The organism is Larkinella fluvii (assembly GCF_051857545.1).
Taxonomy (GTDB): Bacteria; Bacteroidota; Bacteroidia; order Cytophagales; family Spirosomataceae; genus Larkinella.
This window is the reverse complement of record NZ_JBPZHB010000001.1, coordinates 728,358-746,416: the sequence shown is the minus strand read 5'-3', so window position 1 is coordinate 746,416 and position 18,059 is coordinate 728,358. Positions and strand designations below refer to the sequence as shown.

12 protein-coding genes and 1 riboswitch are annotated in these 18,059 nt (G+C 53.3%); of the genes, 3 read left to right on the top strand and 9 right to left on the bottom strand.

What is annotated here, in order from left to right; translation table 11 throughout:
- Nucleotides 1-140: 140 nt before the first annotated feature.
- The gene (locus tag ACS5NO_RS02985; protein WP_439413766.1) at nt 141-2,579 is read right to left on the bottom strand and encodes an ABC transporter permease; all 2,439 of its coding nucleotides are present in this window, start codon (nt 2,577-2,579) and stop codon (nt 141-143) included.
- Nucleotides 2,580-2,856: 277 nt separating this feature from the next.
- On the opposite strand from ACS5NO_RS02985, the gene ACS5NO_RS02980 reads away from it, so the two are divergent.
- Together ACS5NO_RS02980 and nhaD are read left to right on the top strand one after the other, a co-directional pair.
- Nucleotides 2,857-4,158: a M20/M25/M40 family metallo-hydrolase gene (locus tag ACS5NO_RS02980; RefSeq protein WP_439413765.1), complete on the top strand. Its 1,302-nt coding sequence runs from the start codon at nt 2,857-2,859 to the stop codon at nt 4,156-4,158.
- Nucleotides 4,159-4,248: 90 nt separating this feature from the next.
- Nucleotides 4,249-5,544, top strand: coding sequence for a sodium:proton antiporter NhaD (gene nhaD / locus ACS5NO_RS02975; RefSeq protein WP_439413764.1), 1,296 nt, complete (start codon nt 4,249-4,251; stop codon nt 5,542-5,544).
- Between the two features lies 1 nt (nt 5,545).
- Here the strand turns inward: nhaD and tenA are convergent, their stop codons facing one another.
- The 7 genes from tenA to ACS5NO_RS02940 all read right to left on the bottom strand — a co-directional run bounded on the left by tenA (nt 5,546) and on the right by ACS5NO_RS02940 (nt 15,167).
- A complete protein-coding gene (gene tenA, locus ACS5NO_RS02970) occupies nt 5,546-6,196 on the bottom strand; it encodes a thiaminase II (RefSeq protein ID WP_439413763.1) in 651 nt (216 codons plus the stop codon).
- Nucleotides 6,193-7,014 carry a bifunctional hydroxymethylpyrimidine kinase/phosphomethylpyrimidine kinase gene (thiD, locus tag ACS5NO_RS02965; protein WP_439413762.1) on the bottom strand — a complete coding sequence of 274 codons (822 nt, stop codon included), beginning with the start codon at nt 7,012-7,014 and terminating at the stop codon, nt 6,193-6,195. The genes tenA and thiD overlap by 4 nt, the downstream gene beginning before the upstream one ends.
- Complete coding sequence (gene thiE / locus ACS5NO_RS02960; protein WP_439413761.1) at nt 7,011-7,637, bottom strand: thiamine phosphate synthase; 627 nt, start codon at nt 7,635-7,637, stop codon at nt 7,011-7,013. The genes thiD and thiE overlap by 4 nt, the downstream gene beginning before the upstream one ends.
- Before the next feature lie 103 nt (nt 7,638-7,740).
- Nucleotides 7,741-8,529, bottom strand: coding sequence for a hydroxyethylthiazole kinase (gene thiM, locus ACS5NO_RS02955; protein ID WP_439413760.1), 789 nt, complete (start codon nt 8,527-8,529; stop codon nt 7,741-7,743).
- An 84-nt stretch (nt 8,530-8,613) separates the two neighbouring features.
- Nucleotides 8,614-8,706: riboswitch (TPP riboswitch) on the bottom strand.
- Between the two features lie 790 nt (nt 8,707-9,496).
- Nucleotides 9,497-11,962 (bottom strand): ABC transporter permease, encoded by a 2,466-nt coding sequence (locus tag ACS5NO_RS02950; RefSeq protein ID WP_439413759.1) that lies wholly within the window; start codon nt 11,960-11,962, stop codon nt 9,497-9,499.
- Nucleotides 11,963-12,135: 173 nt separating this feature from the next.
- Entirely contained in the window at nt 12,136-12,741 is a 606-nt protein-coding gene (locus ACS5NO_RS02945; protein WP_439413758.1) for a hypothetical protein, read from the bottom strand.
- A 71-nt stretch (nt 12,742-12,812) separates the two neighbouring features.
- Entirely contained in the window at nt 12,813-15,167 is a 2,355-nt protein-coding gene (locus tag ACS5NO_RS02940) for an ABC transporter permease (protein WP_439413757.1), read from the bottom strand.
- A 38-nt stretch (nt 15,168-15,205) separates the two neighbouring features.
- On the opposite strand from ACS5NO_RS02940, the gene ACS5NO_RS02935 reads away from it, so the two are divergent.
- Complete coding sequence (locus ACS5NO_RS02935) at nt 15,206-15,373, top strand: hypothetical protein (RefSeq protein ID WP_439413756.1); 168 nt, start codon at nt 15,206-15,208, stop codon at nt 15,371-15,373.
- 78 nt (nt 15,374-15,451) lie between these two features.
- Here ACS5NO_RS02935 and ACS5NO_RS02930 read toward each other — a convergent pair whose 3' ends face one another.
- A complete protein-coding gene (locus tag ACS5NO_RS02930; RefSeq protein ID WP_439413755.1) occupies nt 15,452-17,845 on the bottom strand; it encodes an ABC transporter permease in 2,394 nt (797 codons plus the stop codon).
- Between the last annotated feature and the right edge of the window lie 214 nt (nt 17,846-18,059).

Below are 18,059 nucleotides of genomic sequence, written 5' to 3'. Positions count from 1 at the left end.
TCAAGGTACGGACAACCCACAAAACCAGGGCGTTAAAAAAAGTTAAGAGTGAAGAGTGAAGAATGAAGAGTTGGCTGACGCCTACACAACTCTTCACTCTTAACTCTTAACTCTTAACTCTTAACTCTTAACTCTTAATTCTATTCCGAGCGAAGTGAGGAAACCGGATTCGTCAAAGCGGCTTTGACGCTCTGGAACGAAATGGTTGCCAGTGCCACCAGCACGGCGGCTCCGCCCGCCAGTCCGAACACCCACCATTCCAAGTCGATCTTGTACTCGAAATTCTGCAACCACTGCCGGGTGGCATACCAGGCAATGGGCGAAGCAATCAGAAACGCGATCAGCACCAGCTTCATGAAATCTTTCGACAGCAGCGTTACGATGCTGCCCACCGAAGCACCCAGCACTTTCCGGACACCGATTTCCTTCGTCCGTTGCTCGGTCATAAAAGTCGCCAGGCCGAACAGACCCAGGCAGGCAATGAAAATCGCCAGCAGCGAAGCCGTGACGAAAATCCTGCCGTATTGCTGCTCGGTCTGGTATTGCTTGTTGTAGTTCTCGTCCACAAAGAAAAACTCGAACGGGTTGCCGGGATAGGTGGCTTTGTAAAGCCGCTCCAGAGCCGCCATTTTCGCCTGAATCTGATCGGTGCCTAGCTGGATGGTAAGCCAGTTGCCGTACTGGCTGGGCATGAAAATGATCGGATCGATGGCTTCCCGAAGCGACTGGTGGTGATAGTCTTTCACAACACCCACAATTTCAAAGGCCTGCCCCCAGTTGATGATTTTCCCCACCGCGTCGGCGGCTGACGGGAAACCCAGTCGCCGGGCCCCGGTCTCGTTCACCATCAGTTTGCCGCTTTTCACATAGCCCGCTTCGCATTCGGTGGTCAGAAAATTCCGCCCGGCCGCCAAAGCAATTCCGTACGTGGCCAGATACCGGTGGTCGATGAAGCCCATCGAATACACGATTTTGTCGGCCTCTGCCTGCGGATTTTGTTTAACAATTCCGCTGGTTGAAAAATTGTAAAAATTCCCCGGTACGATTCCCGAACTGGAAAAATTTTTGATGGAAGGCAATTGCTCGAGTTCGTGTTGAAAAGCCGCCGTCCGCGCTTGAAACGACGCATCTTTCCCGACTTCCGGGCCGTGAATCACGACACGTTGCTCCAGACTGACGCCCAGGTGCTGGTTTTGCATAAACTGCAACTGCCGGTACAGCACGAACGTGCAAATGATGAGGACCACCGACACGCTGAACTGAAAAACAACCAGCGATTTCCGCAGCGAGCCGCCTTTGGCACTGTTGCCAAAGACGCCTTTCAAGGTCTGAAGTGGCTGGAAAGAGGATAACGCAAAAGCCGTATACCCACCCGATGCCAGCGCCCCAAAAAGAAGCAGGCCCAATCCGATTAGCCAGAAATTGTTGGAGGTCAGGATATTCAGTGATAATTCTTTTTTGATCAATTCATTGAATACGGTCTGCAACCCGCTGATCAGCAGAATCGCCAGACCAAAACCGAGGAGATTGAGCAGGAACGATTCGCCCAGAAACTGACCGATCAATTGCCGCTGCCCGGCCCCAACCACTTTCCGAACGCCCACCTCTTTGGCTCGTTTCAAGGCCCCCGCCGTCGAGAGGTTGATGTAGTTAAACCAGGCAATCGCCAGAATCAGCACGGCAATCCCGCCCAGCAAATAGACGAAAGCCAGCTTGCCGGTGGTCGGATACGGATCGCTGAGCGACGCGCCCAGGTGGATGTTTGCGACCGGCTGTAACACCATCCGGTTCGCATCTTCGGGACGGATTTTCTTCTTCAACTGATCGAATTTATCCTCCAGTTTTCGGGTATTCGTGCCTTCAGGCAATTGCAGGTACGTCATCAGGTACGCTCCGTCGAAGCTGTCAAGCCGCGCCCAATCGTTGCCGTTGAGGTTGGCCGGGTTCGCCAGCGTTTGCAGGGAAAACACCATGCCAAACTGCATATCCGAGTTTTGGGGCATGTCGGCATAAACCGCCGAAACCGTAAAGAGCGTTGTTCCAAACTGGTTGTTCATCGTCACCAACTGACCCACAGCCTTCGCATCGCCAAAATACTTCCGGGCGTAAGATTCGGACACGGCTACCGTATTGGGTCGGGTCAGCGCGGTGGCGGCATCGCCCTGAACGAGTGGAAACGTGAACAGGGTGAAGAAGCTGGCATCGGCATAGGCGACGTCGGTTTCCCGGAAAGCTTTCGGCGACGGGCGGTTTTTCCCTTCAGAAGCCGAAACGATACCGGAGATCGAATTGTCGACCACCCGGCAATACGTTTTCACTTCGGGAAATTGCTGCTTCATCAGCGTTGCCACCGCCGGGGGCATATCCGGCCAGACCTCGCCAGCTTTGTTTTGCCACAACATCCGGTACAAAGTCGGCAGGTTGGCATGGAATCCGTTGACGCTTTTCTCAAAACTGATGTACTCCAGGATTAATACAAAAGCGGCAATACCGAGCGCCAGCCCGGCCATGTTGACGCCCGAAAAAACCTTGTTTTTCCAGAGATTTCGAAACGCAATTTTGAAGTAGTTTTTGAGCATGGCCGTTCAGGTTTCTAAAATGGATAACTAATTCAGTCCAAACGCTGTACCAGAAAGAAAAAACTTCTGATTATAAAGTAATTACATTGCAGACAAAAACCATTTTGTCCGCAAACGGACGACCTGTTTTCCGCTTTCGGACAAACCTGTAAAAACGTATATGGTGACGTATAAAGGTCCCCTTAACACAGCCGGTATTTGCACCATAAATGGCGATTTCTGGGTTAGAATTGCTATTTTTAGGCCATCTTCACGGCTTTCCTTCATCACAAAATCCATGACGCATCTTTTCAAAACAGCGGTTTTTAGCTTCGTAATTATTTTCACCTCTTCGCATTCCCTCCACGCGCAGGAATCTGTTGCCGTCGAGAAACGCTACACGGATGAAATCAAAACCCTGGCGAATCGCCCGGCGGTGAAGGCGGTTTTTCAACATTTTGTGGAATGGGAACCGCAGACGAAGCAGGACCTGATTACGCTCACCGAAACACCAGCCCCCCCTTTCAAAGAATCGGTGAAAGCCAAAAAATATGCCGCCATGCTGAAAGAAGCGGGCGTCGATTCGGTCTGGATCGATGAGATCGGCAACGTCATTGGCAAACGCAAAGGCCGCTCCGGCCAAAAAACCGTGGTGGTCGAAGCGCACCTGGACACGGTTTTTCCGGAAGGCACCGATGTGAAAGTAAAGCAAAAAGGTGACACGCTCTACGCGCCCGGCGTTGGCGACGACACCCGGGGATTGGTGGCCATTCTGACGGTTTTGAAAGGATTGGAAAAGGCAAAGATCGAAACCGACGCGGATGTCTGGTTTGTCGGAGCCGTCGGCGAAGAAGGCCTGGGCGACTTGCGGGGCGTCAAGCATCTGTTCAAAACGAACGGTTCCAAAATCAATTCGTACATCGCGGTCGATGGCGACGGCATCAGTGAAATTGTCCACCGTGGACTGGGTTCCTACCGTTACCGGATCACGTTCAAAGGGCCGGGCGGGCATTCCTACGGTGCATTCGGCATCGTCAATCCGCATGGTGCGCTCGGAAAAGCCATTTATTATTTCACCAACGAAGCCGATAAATTCACGCGGCAAGGCATCAAAACCACCTACAGCGTCAGTGTGATCGGCGGAGGCACGTCGGTGAACGCCATTCCGTTTGAGTCGTGGATGGAAATCGACATGCGCTCCGAAAGTCCCGAACGGCTCAAGGGCATCGATCAGTTGCTGCAAGCTGCCGTTCAACGGGCGTTGAAAGAAGAAAACGGACTGAAACGCAGCGGCCCCGATCTGACGGTCGATGTGAAGAAAATCGGCGACCGTCCTTCCGGCAAAATCGAGCCGACGGTGCCGCTGGTGCAACGGGCGATGGCGGTTTCCAAACACCTGGGTGCCACGCCTAAACTGGACGTTTCCTCAACCAACGCCAATACGCCGATTTCGCTAGGGGTTCCTGCCGTCACAATTGGCAGCGGTGGCAAAGGTGGAAATGTCCACTCACTGAACGAATGGTGGCTGAACGATCAGGGCGTTCTGGGATTGCAAAACGTGCTGCTGGTGTTGCTGGCCGAAGCCGGTATTGCGAACTAACCGACGCATTCTAAGCTTAATCTAATCAACCAGTTTTACCCTAAATGCCCCGATTGCACTACCTTTGGGCCAGGCAAGTCCACTCGCTTCATGACAACACTCATTATAATCGTATTCGTAATTGGCTATATTTTAATTACGCTCGAACATCCCATCCGGCTGAACAAAACAGCTACAGCCCTCATTACCGGCGTGATTTGCTGGACCCTCTACATCCTGAATGTCCCGGAACCGGAGCCAGTTTTGGAGAGTCTGGGGCATCATCTTGCCGAAATTGCCCAGATCCTGTTCTTCCTGATGGGTGCCATGACCATTGTGGAGCTGATCGATATTCACGACGGCTTTTCCATCATCACCGACCGCATTGCCAGCCGAAATGCACGGGTGCTGCTCTGGCTGATTTGTGGGCTGACGTTCTTCCTGTCGGCCATGCTCGACAACCTGGCTTCGGCCATCGTGATGGTTTCGGTGACCCGCAAACTGGTGAAAGACCCGGAACAACGGCGGCTGATGGCCGGTATGATCATCATTTCCGCCAATGCCGGGGGCGCCTGGTCACCCATCGGCGATGTCACCACCACCATGCTCTGGATTGGCGGCCAGGTCACGACAATGAACATCATTAGCCAACTGTTTCTGCCCAGTTTGGTCTGTTTGCTGGTGCCGCTGGTGTGGCTGACCTTCACCATCAAACCGACCTCCGAAACCGAGATCGCCACGGCGAAGAAAGGCATCAGCCGACCCTACGTTACCCCGCTTCAACGGCGCGACCGGCGCACCATGTTTGCCACCGGATTAACCGCCATTCTCTTTGTTCCGATCTTCAAAACCGTCACCCACCTCCCACCCTACATGGCCATGATGCTGGCCCTGGGTGCCGTTTGGGTGGTTTCGGAGGTTATTCATTCCGATAAAGATGAAGAACACCGCCAGCGATTTACGGCGGCTTATGCCCTAAGCAAAATCGACATTCCCAGTATTTTATTCTTTCTGGGCATCTTGCTGGCCGTCGGTGCCCTGCAATCCACTGAAATTCTTTCGAGTGTGGCTCTAGCGCTCGATGAAGCCGTCGGCGATCTCGACCTCATCGTGATGATCATCGGAGTGGCATCGGCCATTGTCGACAACGTTCCGATTGTGGCGGCCGCAATGGGCATGTATGACATGACAACCTACCCACCCGATGCCAAACTGTGGGAATTTCTGGCCTACTGCGCCGGAACGGGCGGCAGTCTGCTTGTCATTGGTTCAGCCGCCGGGGTAGCCGTTATGGGCATGGAAAAGCTGGAATTTGGCTGGTATCTGCGCCGGATCAGTGGACTTGCATTGCTGGGCTACATCGCCGGTGCTTTGACCTACTTTGCCGTCTACGGACTCACGCATTGATTTAAACCGGCCAGCTTTCCCGCCGATACGCGCTATCCCAGAAACTGTATTCCAGCCGGGACGAGGTTAGGTAGGCTTCGACCATGCGGTTTTTGGTGGATTCGGAAGCCTGTTCGCCCAGACGGTCGCAGATGGTAAGGGCTTTGTTGACGGCCACGCCAAACTCCTCCCCCGCGTAGGCATCGATCCAGTTCTGGTAGGGATTGGGCGTGGTCTGGTTGGCGTAAATAAAATCCCCGACCCGTTTGTAAATCCAGAAACAGGGCAGCAGCGCGGCCACGGCCACTTCGTAGGACTCGAACGTACTGGTGGCCAAGAGGTAATTTGTATACGCAAAACAACCCGGTGCCTTGCCGCTGGTGAACCCGATGTTGTACGCAGCAAAGTAACTTTCGTGCAGGGCGCGTTCTACCAGAATGGCATTTTGGGCAAACTGTAAAAACTCCAGCAACTCTTCACTCGTCGAAGACCGGGTTCCGGCGACGGCCAGCGCTTTCGCAAAATCTGCCAGATAGAGTGAATCCTGGTAAATGTAAAACTTGAACGTTTCGACCGGTAACGTACCGGTTTTCAGTTGCTCATTGAAGGGATGTGCCTGTATTTTTTCGTACACCGGCAACGCGGCATTCCAGAGCTGTTCCGTGAATTTCATGATCGGATTACCATGGGTTTTGGAGAAAAGGAATGATTCAAAGGGCCGGAACCACGTCCGGTGGTGACGTCTTTCCCAGCCCGAATAGCCTCGGATATATACGCTTTCGCTAGTGAAACGGCCTCGGTCAGCGCGCATCCCAATGCCAGATGCGTGGCAATCGCCGACGAAAGCGTACACCCCGTCCCGTGGACATTCCGGCTTTCGATGTAGTCCGAATCAAAAACCTGCGTCGGTTCACCCCGAACCGCCAGCACATCATACAACCGGGCCGCAATGAGGTGACCGCCTTTCAGCAAAACCGCCCGACAGCCCTGATCGATCAATTCTTCGGCCGCTTCCTGCATCTGCTCAACCGATTCGATCGGTTTTTTCATCAGAATCCGGGCTTCGTCCAGGTTGGGTGTAATCAGGGTAGCGCGCGGAAAAAGCTGGTTTTTCAGGACGTCAACGGTTTCGTCCAGAATCAGCTTCGCCCCGCTCGTGGCCACCATCACCGGATCGAAAACCACAAACAGGGGCTGAAAACGGTCCAGAACATCGGCAATGACCTCCACCACTTCGACGGTATTGATCATCCCGATTTTAACGGCGTCGATGGTGATGTCCTCAAAAACCGCTTCGAGCTGTTCTTGCAGAAAAGCCGCCGGAACCGCGTGAATGGCCCGAACGCCCTGCGTATTCTGGGCGGTCAGCGCCGTGATGGCCGAAGTTCCGTAGGCACCCAAAGCCGCAATCGTCTTCAAATCAGCCTGAATACCGGCCCCTCCGCCACTGTCCGAACCCGCAATGGTCAACACCGTTGGATAGCGTTTCATCGTTTTTTCACTCCGGTTTGTATCGTTTTCTTCAATTCAAAAGCCGCTGTCTGGGGCGATTCGGCACTACAGATCGCGGAAATCACCGCAATCCCGTCGGCGCCGTTTTCGATCGCTTCGGCGGTATTCAACACATTCAACCCACCGATGACCACCAGCGGATGGCGGCTGTTAGCGCGCACCCACTGCAAACCGGCCAGCCCCCACGGTTCGGCATGATCGGTTTTGGAAGGCGTTGCGTACAACGGACTTAACGCCAGATAGGAAAGATCCCAATCCTCGGCTTCCCGTACGTGCTCTTTCGTTTCAGCCGATAAGCCGATGATTTTACCGGGTGGCAGCAATGCCCGCACGGTTTCGTACGGCATGTCGCTCTGCCCGATGTGAACACCGTCGGCATCGCTGGCCAGCGCCACATCGACCCGGTCGTTGATAATCAGCGGAACGTTATGCGGTTGTAACAACGCCTTCAGGCGGATCGCCCGATCCACAAAAGCCCGCGTGCCGAGCGTTTTTTCGCGCAGTTGCACCATCGTCACCCCGCCTTTGACGGCTTCTTCAACGACCCAAAAGAGATCCCAGCCCCGGCAGGCGGTTTCGTCGGTTACTAAATAGAGTTGCATGTTTCTAGATGAAAGAGGTGAGACAAGAGAATAAAGACGGGGATTCCGACTGACCCGGTTTTCATGGTCTCTTGTCTCACTTCTCTACTCTTTTCTCTGTTTCTTATCTAATCCGCGCCAGTTCAACCAGTTTTTCGGGGGCCAATTCAGCCAGCGCATCCAGAAACGCGATCTGGAAACTACCGGGCGCGGTGGCTTTGCTAAAAGCCAGTTGTCCGCAAACGCCCATCGTTGCAGCAGCCGACACAGCCGCCTGAAAGAAATCCGGCTGAACGGCGCAAAACGCACCCACAATCGCCGAAGCGGAGCAGCCCATGCCCGTCACCTTCGTCATGAGCGGATGGCCGTTTTCCACGTATGCAACGCGGTTTTTCTGCACAATGACATCGATGGCTCCACTGACGCTAACAACACAGCTTAATCGCTCACTGAGGGCGTGGGCCGCGTCCAGACTGCTCAGGGACGATGCGGTGCTGTCGACGCCTTTGGTATGTCCACCCAAACCGGCCAGCGTCAGAATTTCGGACGCATTGCCGCGAATCACCGTCGGCGCAGCGGTTTCCAGCAGTTCGGATAAGACGGTATTTCGGTAGCCCGTCGCGCCCGCACCAACCGGGTCCAGCACAATCGGTTTTCCGAGGTCAGCGGCTTTTTTCATCGCCAGTTTCATAGCCTGCACCCAGGGTGCCGAAAGCGTCCCGATGTTGATGACCAGCGCGCCCGCAATCCCCGCCATTTCTTCCACTTCTTCGATGGCGTGGGCCATCACTGGCGACGCACCGACGGCCAGCAGGGCGTTGGCCGTGTAGTTCATCACCACGTAATTGGTGATGTTATGCACCAGCGGAGCCGTTGCCCGCAGGGCGTTTAAATCGTGTTCGAGGGTATTCACAATGTACCGGGTTTTGACGTGAGCAAAAGCTGAATGGACGCATGGGTGCGTTTCCCGGTACGGAAATCAAAAAGAAAGAAGCGAGCGCTCTCTCCAGCTTTTCCCTACGACAGTCTCAACTGTGTCAGGTTCGAAGGGTATTATCTCAGTCCGCACGGGACACCCCCAAAGCCATTCATGGCCGCTAAAGTACGGGTTAAAAGTTAGGTCCAAAAGTGATTTTTCGTTTTTCTCGTCAGCGGATAACGGATAGGCGATACGCATATAATACCACAAGGCTATTCACTTAATACATTAAAATCAATCCGGAAAGGGAATAGTCCCTACAAGAAATCAAAACGAATCCCGTAGGAATGATCCATTTTGTAGAATCGACGTCCGCAGAGAATCCGCCAATCCCGTAGGGATGACCGATCGTGTAATGACAAGATGAACCATCTCCCTATCAATGCGCATGATTTCTACAAAATGGGCCATCCCTACGGGACTCATCCCCCTATGATGGCCCACGGTTCCTACAAAATCGACCATCCCTACGGGACGGATGGCGCAACCGGACTCCCTCAGAAAATCAAAACCAATCCCGTAGGAGTGATCCATTTTGTAGAATCGGCCCCACAGAAAGATCAAAAACAATCCCGTAAGGATGATCCATTTTGTAGAATCGGCCCCACAGAAAGATCAAAAACAATCCCGTAAGGATGATCCATTTTGTAGAATTGGCCCATAGAAAGATCAAAAACAATCCCGTAGGGATGACCCATTTTGTAGGAACCGTGGGCCATCATAGGGGGATGAGTCCCGTAGGGACGGTTCAATTCATTCCTGCCTGATCGTCATCCCTACGGGATTGTTTTTGATTTTTACGCGCCCGGCATTCCTACAAAATGGCCCATCCCTACGGGAAGGATGGGCGAAACCGTCCCGGCTTAACTCTTAATTCTTAACTGAATGCGTGGCCCCGTCCTCATTCCGAACGCAGTGACTTCACCGGATTCATCAAGGCCGTCCGAATGGAATGGTAGCTGACCGCAGCCAGCGCGACGAAAACGCCCAAACCGCCCGCGAGCGCAAAAATGGGCCAGTTCAGCGGAATGCGGTAGGCAAAACTATCCAGCCAGCGGTTCATTAGCCAGGTCGATAGCGGGATGGCCAGAGCGAAAGCCAGCCCCACCAGCGTCAGCGTCCGGCGGTTGAGCAGAACCCATAGTTGCCCCACAGTGGCACCCATTACCTTCCGGATACCGACTTCCCGCATCCGGTTGATGGCCTGAATGCCCGCCAGCCCGAACAAGCCCAAAGCCGCAATCAGCAATGCAATGCCGGTGGCGAGTTGGGTCAGCGTGGTCCAGCGTTGGTAGTCGCGATACCGGGCTTGCAGATCCTGATCCAGAAAAGAATACTCGAAAGGTTGCCCGTCGGAAAGCTGCGGCCAGTCGCGGGCAATGCGGGCGACTTTTTCGGACAGATGGCCGGGCGTCAGTTTCAGGTAAAACACGCCCTGAAAGCCCAGATCCAGTTTGTAATATGCGGGCTGAATGGCTTTGGTGAGCGGTTCGATGTTGTGGTCATTCACGACGCCAATCACCGTCCGCCCATTCAAGGTTTCCAGCGGTTTGTTGAAAACCAGCTCCTGACCCAGCAACTTCGCCAGCGTTTCGTTGATCACCACCGCCTTGACGCTTTTTGCCGTATCCGACCGGAACGCCGGCGAAAAAATCCGGCCCTGTTTGAGTTTGATTCCCAGCAACGTAAAGAAGTTGTAATCGATGGCCTGTTGCAAGGCCCAGTATTTCTGTCCGTTGATCGTGGTGCCGTTGCGGTTAAAACCGTCTTCGCCGTACCCGCCCGCACTGCTCGCTACCAGCAATACGTCCGGGTTCGTCGCCTGATACCGCAGCAACCGTTCATAAATCCGGGGGCCGCTGCCATCCTCAAACTGTTGCAGGTTTTTGACTTTGAGAACCAGTTCTTTCGTCAATCCCAGTTCCTTTTCCTGCACAAAACTCAACTGTTTATGCATCGTAATGGCCGCCGTCACCAACACCAGCGACAGCACAAACTGCGTTCCCATCATGCCCTGAATCACCAGCGGATTGATTTTGTAGGTGCGGTTTTGGCCCAGAAACAAATTCGGTCGTAAACGGGCGAACAACAGTGCCGGATAAATTCCCGCGATTAAACTGACCGCCAATACCATGCTCAACAAGCCCAGCAAATTACCCGCCTGGAAAACGTCGAAAACCGTCAGCGTCCGGTCGGTCAGGTTATTGAAAGTCGGCAACAGCAGCAACGCCAGCAGCAGACTGATGACCGACGCCAGCCCGACGACCAGCACGGTTTCCAGCCAGAGTTGCACCGCCAACTGTTGCGGAGCCGCTCCCACCACTTTCCGAACACCCACTTCCTGCAAACGCCCCGCCAGTTTCGACAGCGAAATGATGATGTAATTCAGACCAGCCACGAGCAGAATCAACAGACTGATGGACACCAACAGGTACACATTCGTCGGCGAAACCGTGCGGTTCCAGCGTTCGTTGAACGAAAAATGCGTATCAGTCAGCGGGCGAACGGTGAGTAAAAACTGGTCGTTGGTCAGACGGTCTTTGTGTTCAGGAGACGCTGACTTTAGCATATCAGTAATCACTTCTTTAAAGAGCTGTGGCCCTAGCATGGCTAGTTTGGCGGTTGCTGACGACAGCGAAGCGGTAGGGCTTAGTTTCCCAAGTGTGTAGACATTGCTGGTTTTGTACCGTTGTTCAAGTTGCTTCGTATAATACTCATCGCTTTCCAGCCGCACCACCAGTTCGGCGGTGAGCGCCGTGTTCGACGGCGGGTTTTGCATCACGCCCGATACCGTGTAGAATTTACCATCGTACCGGATGGTTTTGCCCACCGGATGATCGTTCGCAAACAGTTTCTGCTTCAGCCGTTCCGAAATCACCGCGTTGTGCAAACCGGCCAGCACCTGCTCCGGGCGACCCACCGTCAACGGAATCGAGAAAAACGTGAAGTAATTGGAATCCGCAAACAGAATGGCCTTTTCATACACCGCGTTCGCTCCGTATTTCACGATACTTTCCTGAAGCCTTGTCATTCGAACGATGTCCTGAAATTCCGGCATTTGCTGTTTGATTTCCATTCCAAAAACCACCGGAAAGATCAGACTCCGGTGTTCTTCGGCCGGAAAAAACGGCAGGTTGAGTGGGTGCTGTTTCGGCTTCCCCTCAAAATCAAACAAATCGGTCGATTCAAACCGGTAGATGCGGTCGGCGTCGGCCTGAAACCGGTCGAACGAGCGTTCGTGGCGCACGAAGGCGTAGGTCAGCAGGCCGAACGCCAGGGCAACGGACAAACCCGCCAAATGGATACTGGAATAAACCGGATCGCGCCGGAGGCTGCGGAGAGCGACTTTGAGGTAGTTTTGAAGCATGGTTCAGGACGTTTTAGCACCTCTTTCGGGCCATTTTTCAATAGACGGATTGGGGTGGACGCGTGTTGCACCGTCGATTCGTTTTCGAATGAAATAAAAAATCCCGGCTGAAGACGCGAGCCTTGAGTCGGGATTTTCAATCCATACCGGATCAGTTATTTATCGTTCACTGCTCATTTTCGCGCATTCGACAGGCCCAGCGTTCGCTCTGTTTCGGCAATAAGCTGCTGTTTTTCGGATTCGCTTTTGCCTTGCAGATTGATCGTCCGCTCAAAAATGTGTTCTTCGCCGTCGAGCTTGTATTCATACTTCATTTTCAGGCGGTTATTTTCGGGATCTTCGATGAGGGTTTTGGTATACGGCGTGCCGTCCGGTGCCACAATCACGTTTTTCGGCAACTGACTGTCCTCGTTTTTCGACCGGTTGCCGGACGTGCCGGTTCCTCTCGACACAACCGCCACTTCGCCCGATTCATAGCGCGTTGGTCGGACACCACCCCGGGGAGCCACCGGCGGTTTGGGCGCACGGGGGGGACTGACCACGACATGAACGCCCAGTGAATCCTGAATCGAGCTGATCAATGCTTCTTTTTCTTCCTTGCTCATCCCCATCGCATCGAACTCCTGATCGTAGTGAATGTTGCGGCTGGGCTGTTCAACGTCGATCTTTATACGCAACGTTTTGCCATTGTCATTGATGCTCCGGCTGATCGACGAGCGTTCCTGCCCGACAGCCGCGACGCTGATTCCGAAGAGTGCGAGGGTAATTGCTGTTTTCATGTGTTTACTGTTTTAGGGAGAGTAGCCTGAATCCGCACCATTCCACTGGCTACCCGGGCGGTTCAGGGCGTTCATTCTGATTTTAAACTGTTTACCGGATTCATTAATGCGGCATTGATTGACTGAAACGACACGGTCAACACGGCAATCAGTATGACCAGACCACCCGCTGCTGCGAAGAGCCATCCTTCCAATCCGACACGGTACGCGAAATCCTGCAACCAGCGATCCAGCGCATACCAGGCAACCGGAGCAGCAATAAAAAAGGCAATGAGAACTAACTTGAGAAAATCTTTGGAGAGCAATAACACCACGTTAACGACGGATGCGCCCAAAATCTTGCGTATCCCAATCTCTTTTGTTCGTTGCCCCGTTGTAAAGGTAACAAAACCGAATAGTCCTAAACAAGAAACCAGGATGGTTAATGTGGCGAAACCGTTGAAAACTGTTGCCAACACCCGATCTTTGTAATATTGGGCCTCAAACGATTGGTCCAGAAATTCATAATCGAACGGATAGAGCGGGTAATGTTGCTGCCAGATGGTTTTCACCACCGGCAACTGATCGGCCCTCAGGTTCAGCATAACGCTGCTGGCCGGAATCGTATTATAAACCAGCACCAAAGGTTCGATCAGGTTGTGCAGGGAGCGATAATGGAAATTCTTCACGACGCCAACCACCTTCCCCTTGTGGCCAAATCCGTCGATCGTCTGCCCGATGCCATCTTTCCATCCCGCCAGTTTAACAAACGCTTCGTTGACGATGAATCCACCTTTCAAATCGGCTTTCGATTGCGACGACAGGTTCCGCCCGGCTTTCAGTTTCATGTTCAGTAACGGTAAAAACTGGTCATCCACAAATAGAAAGTTGCTCATGAGTTCCCGTTTTCGTCCATTGCTTCGGAAGGTAGTGGAAGCCATTGGCAGCAGGCCCGACGGTTGCAAACCGGAGCCCAGCGTCACCGCGCCGACTTCACTGCGGTTTTTCAGGCTGTTGGCAAAGGCCGTGGCGGCCGCCCGCGCCGTCGAGTCGTCGGGCAGGTGAACGCTCAGAATGCGATCTTTTGAAAAACCCAGATCTTTGGTTTGCAGAAAATTCATTTGCCGGCGAATCACCAGAACCCCGGCAATCATGCCAACGGCCAGCACAAACTGAAAAACAATCACGGACTTTCGCAACCACGCTCCTTTTCCGTAGCTGCCCAGCCGCCCTTTCAACACCTCGACCGGACGGTAACTGGACAGCACGAAAGCGGGGTATAAACCGCCCGCCAGCGTGATCAGCAGCCACGTAAAACCGATCAGCGGCACGGCTTCTGACAAGACGATTGACAGGCGGATTTGTAACAGTTCATTGAAAAAAGAAAGGGCCAAATACACCAGCACCACGGCAATACCGACCGAAAAAGCGCTTAACAACAACGATTCCAACAGAAATTGCCGGATTAGCTGACCGCGTTGGGCGCCGTTGGCCTTCCGAATTCCGACTTCTTTGGCGCGTTCGGTGGCTTTGGCCGTCAGCAGGTTGATGTAGTTCAGCAGCGCAATGGCCAGGACAAATATCGACAGAAAAGCGAACAGATACCCGTACTGCTTATTCCCTTTGGGCGTATCGGCCATTTTGCCCTGGCTGTAATGAACGTCTTGCAACACCTCCGCCGGGAAGCTGAGCGAGTAGCCCTCCGCGCCCAACTTTTTCAGTTCAGGATTGGCGTATCGGTTGGCAAGCTGCGTCAGTTTTTTGCCAAAAACCGCCAGATTGGGTTCATCCCGGAAAAGAACATAGGTATAACACGGAAAATCATCTTCCACCCACGACCGGCTCCCGGTGAACACTTTGGAAAGCAGGGCGCTCACGGGCAGATCGGTATTGCTCGGCGCGTCGGCCATGACGCCGGTGACCTGAAAAAGCTGCTTGTTGAATTCTATGGTTTTTCCCAGCACATCCGTCTTCCCGAAATACTTCTTCGCCAGCCGTTCGGTCAGAACCGCACTATTCGGATTGCCCAGCGCCGAAGCCGGATTTCCCGCCAGAAATGCATACGAGAAAACCGAGAATACTTCTTTGTCGGCGTAATAGACATCCGATTCTTTGAGCAACTTATCGTCATGACGTATAACGGCATCAGTAGGCAGCAAACGCACGGCGGTTTCGACTTCCGGGTAATCGCGTTTCAGGGCTTCCGCCAGCGGAACCGGGCTGGAGGCAATCGACAAAACCGACTCCGGCGTTTTCATATCGGTCGTTACACGCACGATCCGGTGGGCGTTGGTGTGGTAGCCGTCGTACGAAAACTCGTGGTCGACATACAATGCCATCAGCAGACAGGCCGCCAGCCCGATGGCCAGCCCGCCGACGTTCAAACCGGTATACAACTTGTTGCGCCAGAGGTTGCGCAGGGCGATTTTGAGGTAGTTGCGAAGCATCGGATATTGTGTTAAGTTTGATTAAAACACGACGAATTATGTATTTCCCACCAGTAACTTCTCTACCGGTTGTCAACGAAGATTGGGGTAAAGCCCTGCGCTGGTTTCGGTATCGCCGGGGCCATGGTGGCCTCACCGAAAACTCCGCTTTCTCCGAAATCCTGCAAATCGACCTGAACAGCTTTTTGATTGGAACACGGATTTGACGGTTTGAACAGATCAGAACTGATTTTTCATCCATTTCATCCGTAAAAATCCGTTCAATTCGTGTCAAATCCGTATTCCTATTCCGCACGCAAACTCTTCACCGGATTCGCCAAAGCCGCTTTGATGCTCTGGAATGAAACCGTCACCAGAGCGACCAAAACCGCCAAACCGCCCGCCAGCGCGAACATCCACCACGCCAGACTGATCTTATAGGCAAAATCCTGTAACCATTGATTCATGGCGTATCCCGCAATCGGGCTGGCAATGACCAGGCCCACCACCACCAGTTTCAGGAAGTCTTTCGAGAGCAGCGCAACAATGCCGGCCACCGACGCGCCCAGCACTTTCCGAATGCCGATTTCTTTCGTCCGCTGAACGACTACCAACGACACCAGACCGTATAACCCGAGTCCGCAAATCAGGATGGCGATGCCGGCAAAGGTGTTGACCAGCCGGAAAATCAGATTCTCGGTTTCGTAGAACTGCGCCAGTTGCTCGTCCAGAAATTCGTATTCAAAAACCGCATCGGGAAACTGTTTCTTCCAGACCTTCTGAATGCGCTGAACGGTTTGCTGCGAATTGTGACCCGAAATCCGAATACCGATCTGCTGATACATTTTAAAGTAACTGGCAATGAAACAGGGTGCTATTTCGTCGCGCAGCGACCGCAGGTGAAAGTCCTTCACCACCCCCACAATCGGCAGCGCAACCGGCGACAGGTAATACTGCATTTTGCGGCCCAGCACTTGCTGCGGATCGCGGATGTTCAGCTTCCGCAGAAGTGTTTCGTTGATGAGGTATTCGCGAATCGTATCACTTTCGGACAGGTTACGGCCCGCAACGAGTTGTAAGCCATACGTTTTGAGGTAATCGGCATCGGCCAATCGTTCCCGAATCGGGAAATCCGTCCATTCGGCCCTGTCGCCAAATTTGAACGACCCCCCGTTCATAATCAGGGCGGATGGCGGGCGGTGACTGGCACTGATTGATTTAATTTCGGGATACTGAAGCAGTTTATTCTTAAACGTTTCCCGCGACGCTTTCTGCGGATTGGGCAAATTCACCACCACGACATTGTCTTTCGTAAAACCCACATCGGTCGTTTGGATGTAACGAACCTGCGTGGCCACCACCAGCGAGCCGATGATCAGAGCCTGGCAAATGACAAATTGCAGGACAATCAACGACTGCCGTACGGAATAACTGCCCCCCGATTTAGCCGACAACGTCCCTTTCAAAGCCGCCCACGGACTAAACCCCGACAACACTGCGGCCGGATAACCACCCGCCAAAAGGATTACCACGCCAATCAGCAGGGCTACAAAACCGAGTGTCAGCGCGTCCGGATGCAGGGATAAATTGATGTTGACCCACTGATTGAAAACCGGCAGACTCAACACCGCGATCAGGAGGGCCAGGCTGGTAGCGGCCAGCACGATCAGCGCGGTTTCGAGCAAAAACTGCCGGACCAGTTGCCCCCGGGTGCTGCCGAGTGTTTTGCGAATACCGACTTCTTTGCCCCGCCGGAGGGCCTGCGCTGTTGCCAGATTGACGAAATTAATGCAGGCCGTCAGCACCAGAAACACCCCCACCAACCCCAGCGACCAGAGCAGCGACGGGCGGATGGCCGTGGCGCCACCCAAAATGCGCCGAACATCGAAATGACTCTCCCGGAGCGGCTGGAAATGAAATTGAAGGACGTTGGAACCCAGATGTTTTTTGGCCAGAGCGGGCATAGCGGCTTCCAGACTGCCGACCGATTGGGGATCTTTTAACGTCACGAAAAGCCGGTAATTGCTATTGAGCCAGCTCCAATCCGCCTGATTGAAGTCGGGACTGAACGCCTTGAGTGTTGCAAGGGAAATAAAAAAACGAATATCGGTGTCGGTCGTTTTGGGAGGGTCGGCCAGAACACCGGTTACTTTGGCGTCGATTCCGGATTTAAGATTCAGCATTTGACCCATCGGGTCGACGTCGCCGAAATACTTTTTAGCCCACGACTCGGTCAGGACGATGCTGTTGGGTTCACGGAGGGCGGTTTTAGGATTACCACGCAACCATTGATAGTCCAGAATAGCGAACAATTCCGGCTCAACAAAAGCGGTTCCTTTGTGCTCCAGAAAGCGAAGCGGTTTCCCGTTCTTTTGGTACGTTACGGTCAGTTCACGGTTCATGATCAGAAAAGCCGCCTGTTCGACCTGCGGGTATTCCGCTCGCAAGGTCCGGGCCATCGGCAATGGAGCTTCGGGATAATACTCGACGGAACCGTCGTCGAGGTGCATGTCCGTTACGACCCGGAAGATGCGGTCAAATTTGGAATGGTGCCGGTCGGTGCTGAGGTGGTAGCGAACGAACAGAAAAATAAGCAGTCCGCCCGCCATGCCGACGGACAACCCGAGGATGTTGAGCAGGGTATAACTCCGCTGTGTGGTTAAATTCCGCCAGGCGATTTTGAAGTAGTTCTGTAGCATAAGCTCCGTTGGCAAGCCGGATTTGTTTGCCCTAAAGGTACTTTCTATCCCCTTTCAACCATCGTTCTGCCTTATAAACAGCCTGTTAAAAAAAGTTAATGCCCCGACAACTCGCCGGTATGGCAGGCATTAAAATATCGAATGCTGAATGTTGACGGGGCCGCCCGCGCGGTAACGAATAACGAAGTGATTGACCCGGCTTTCGATATTCGTT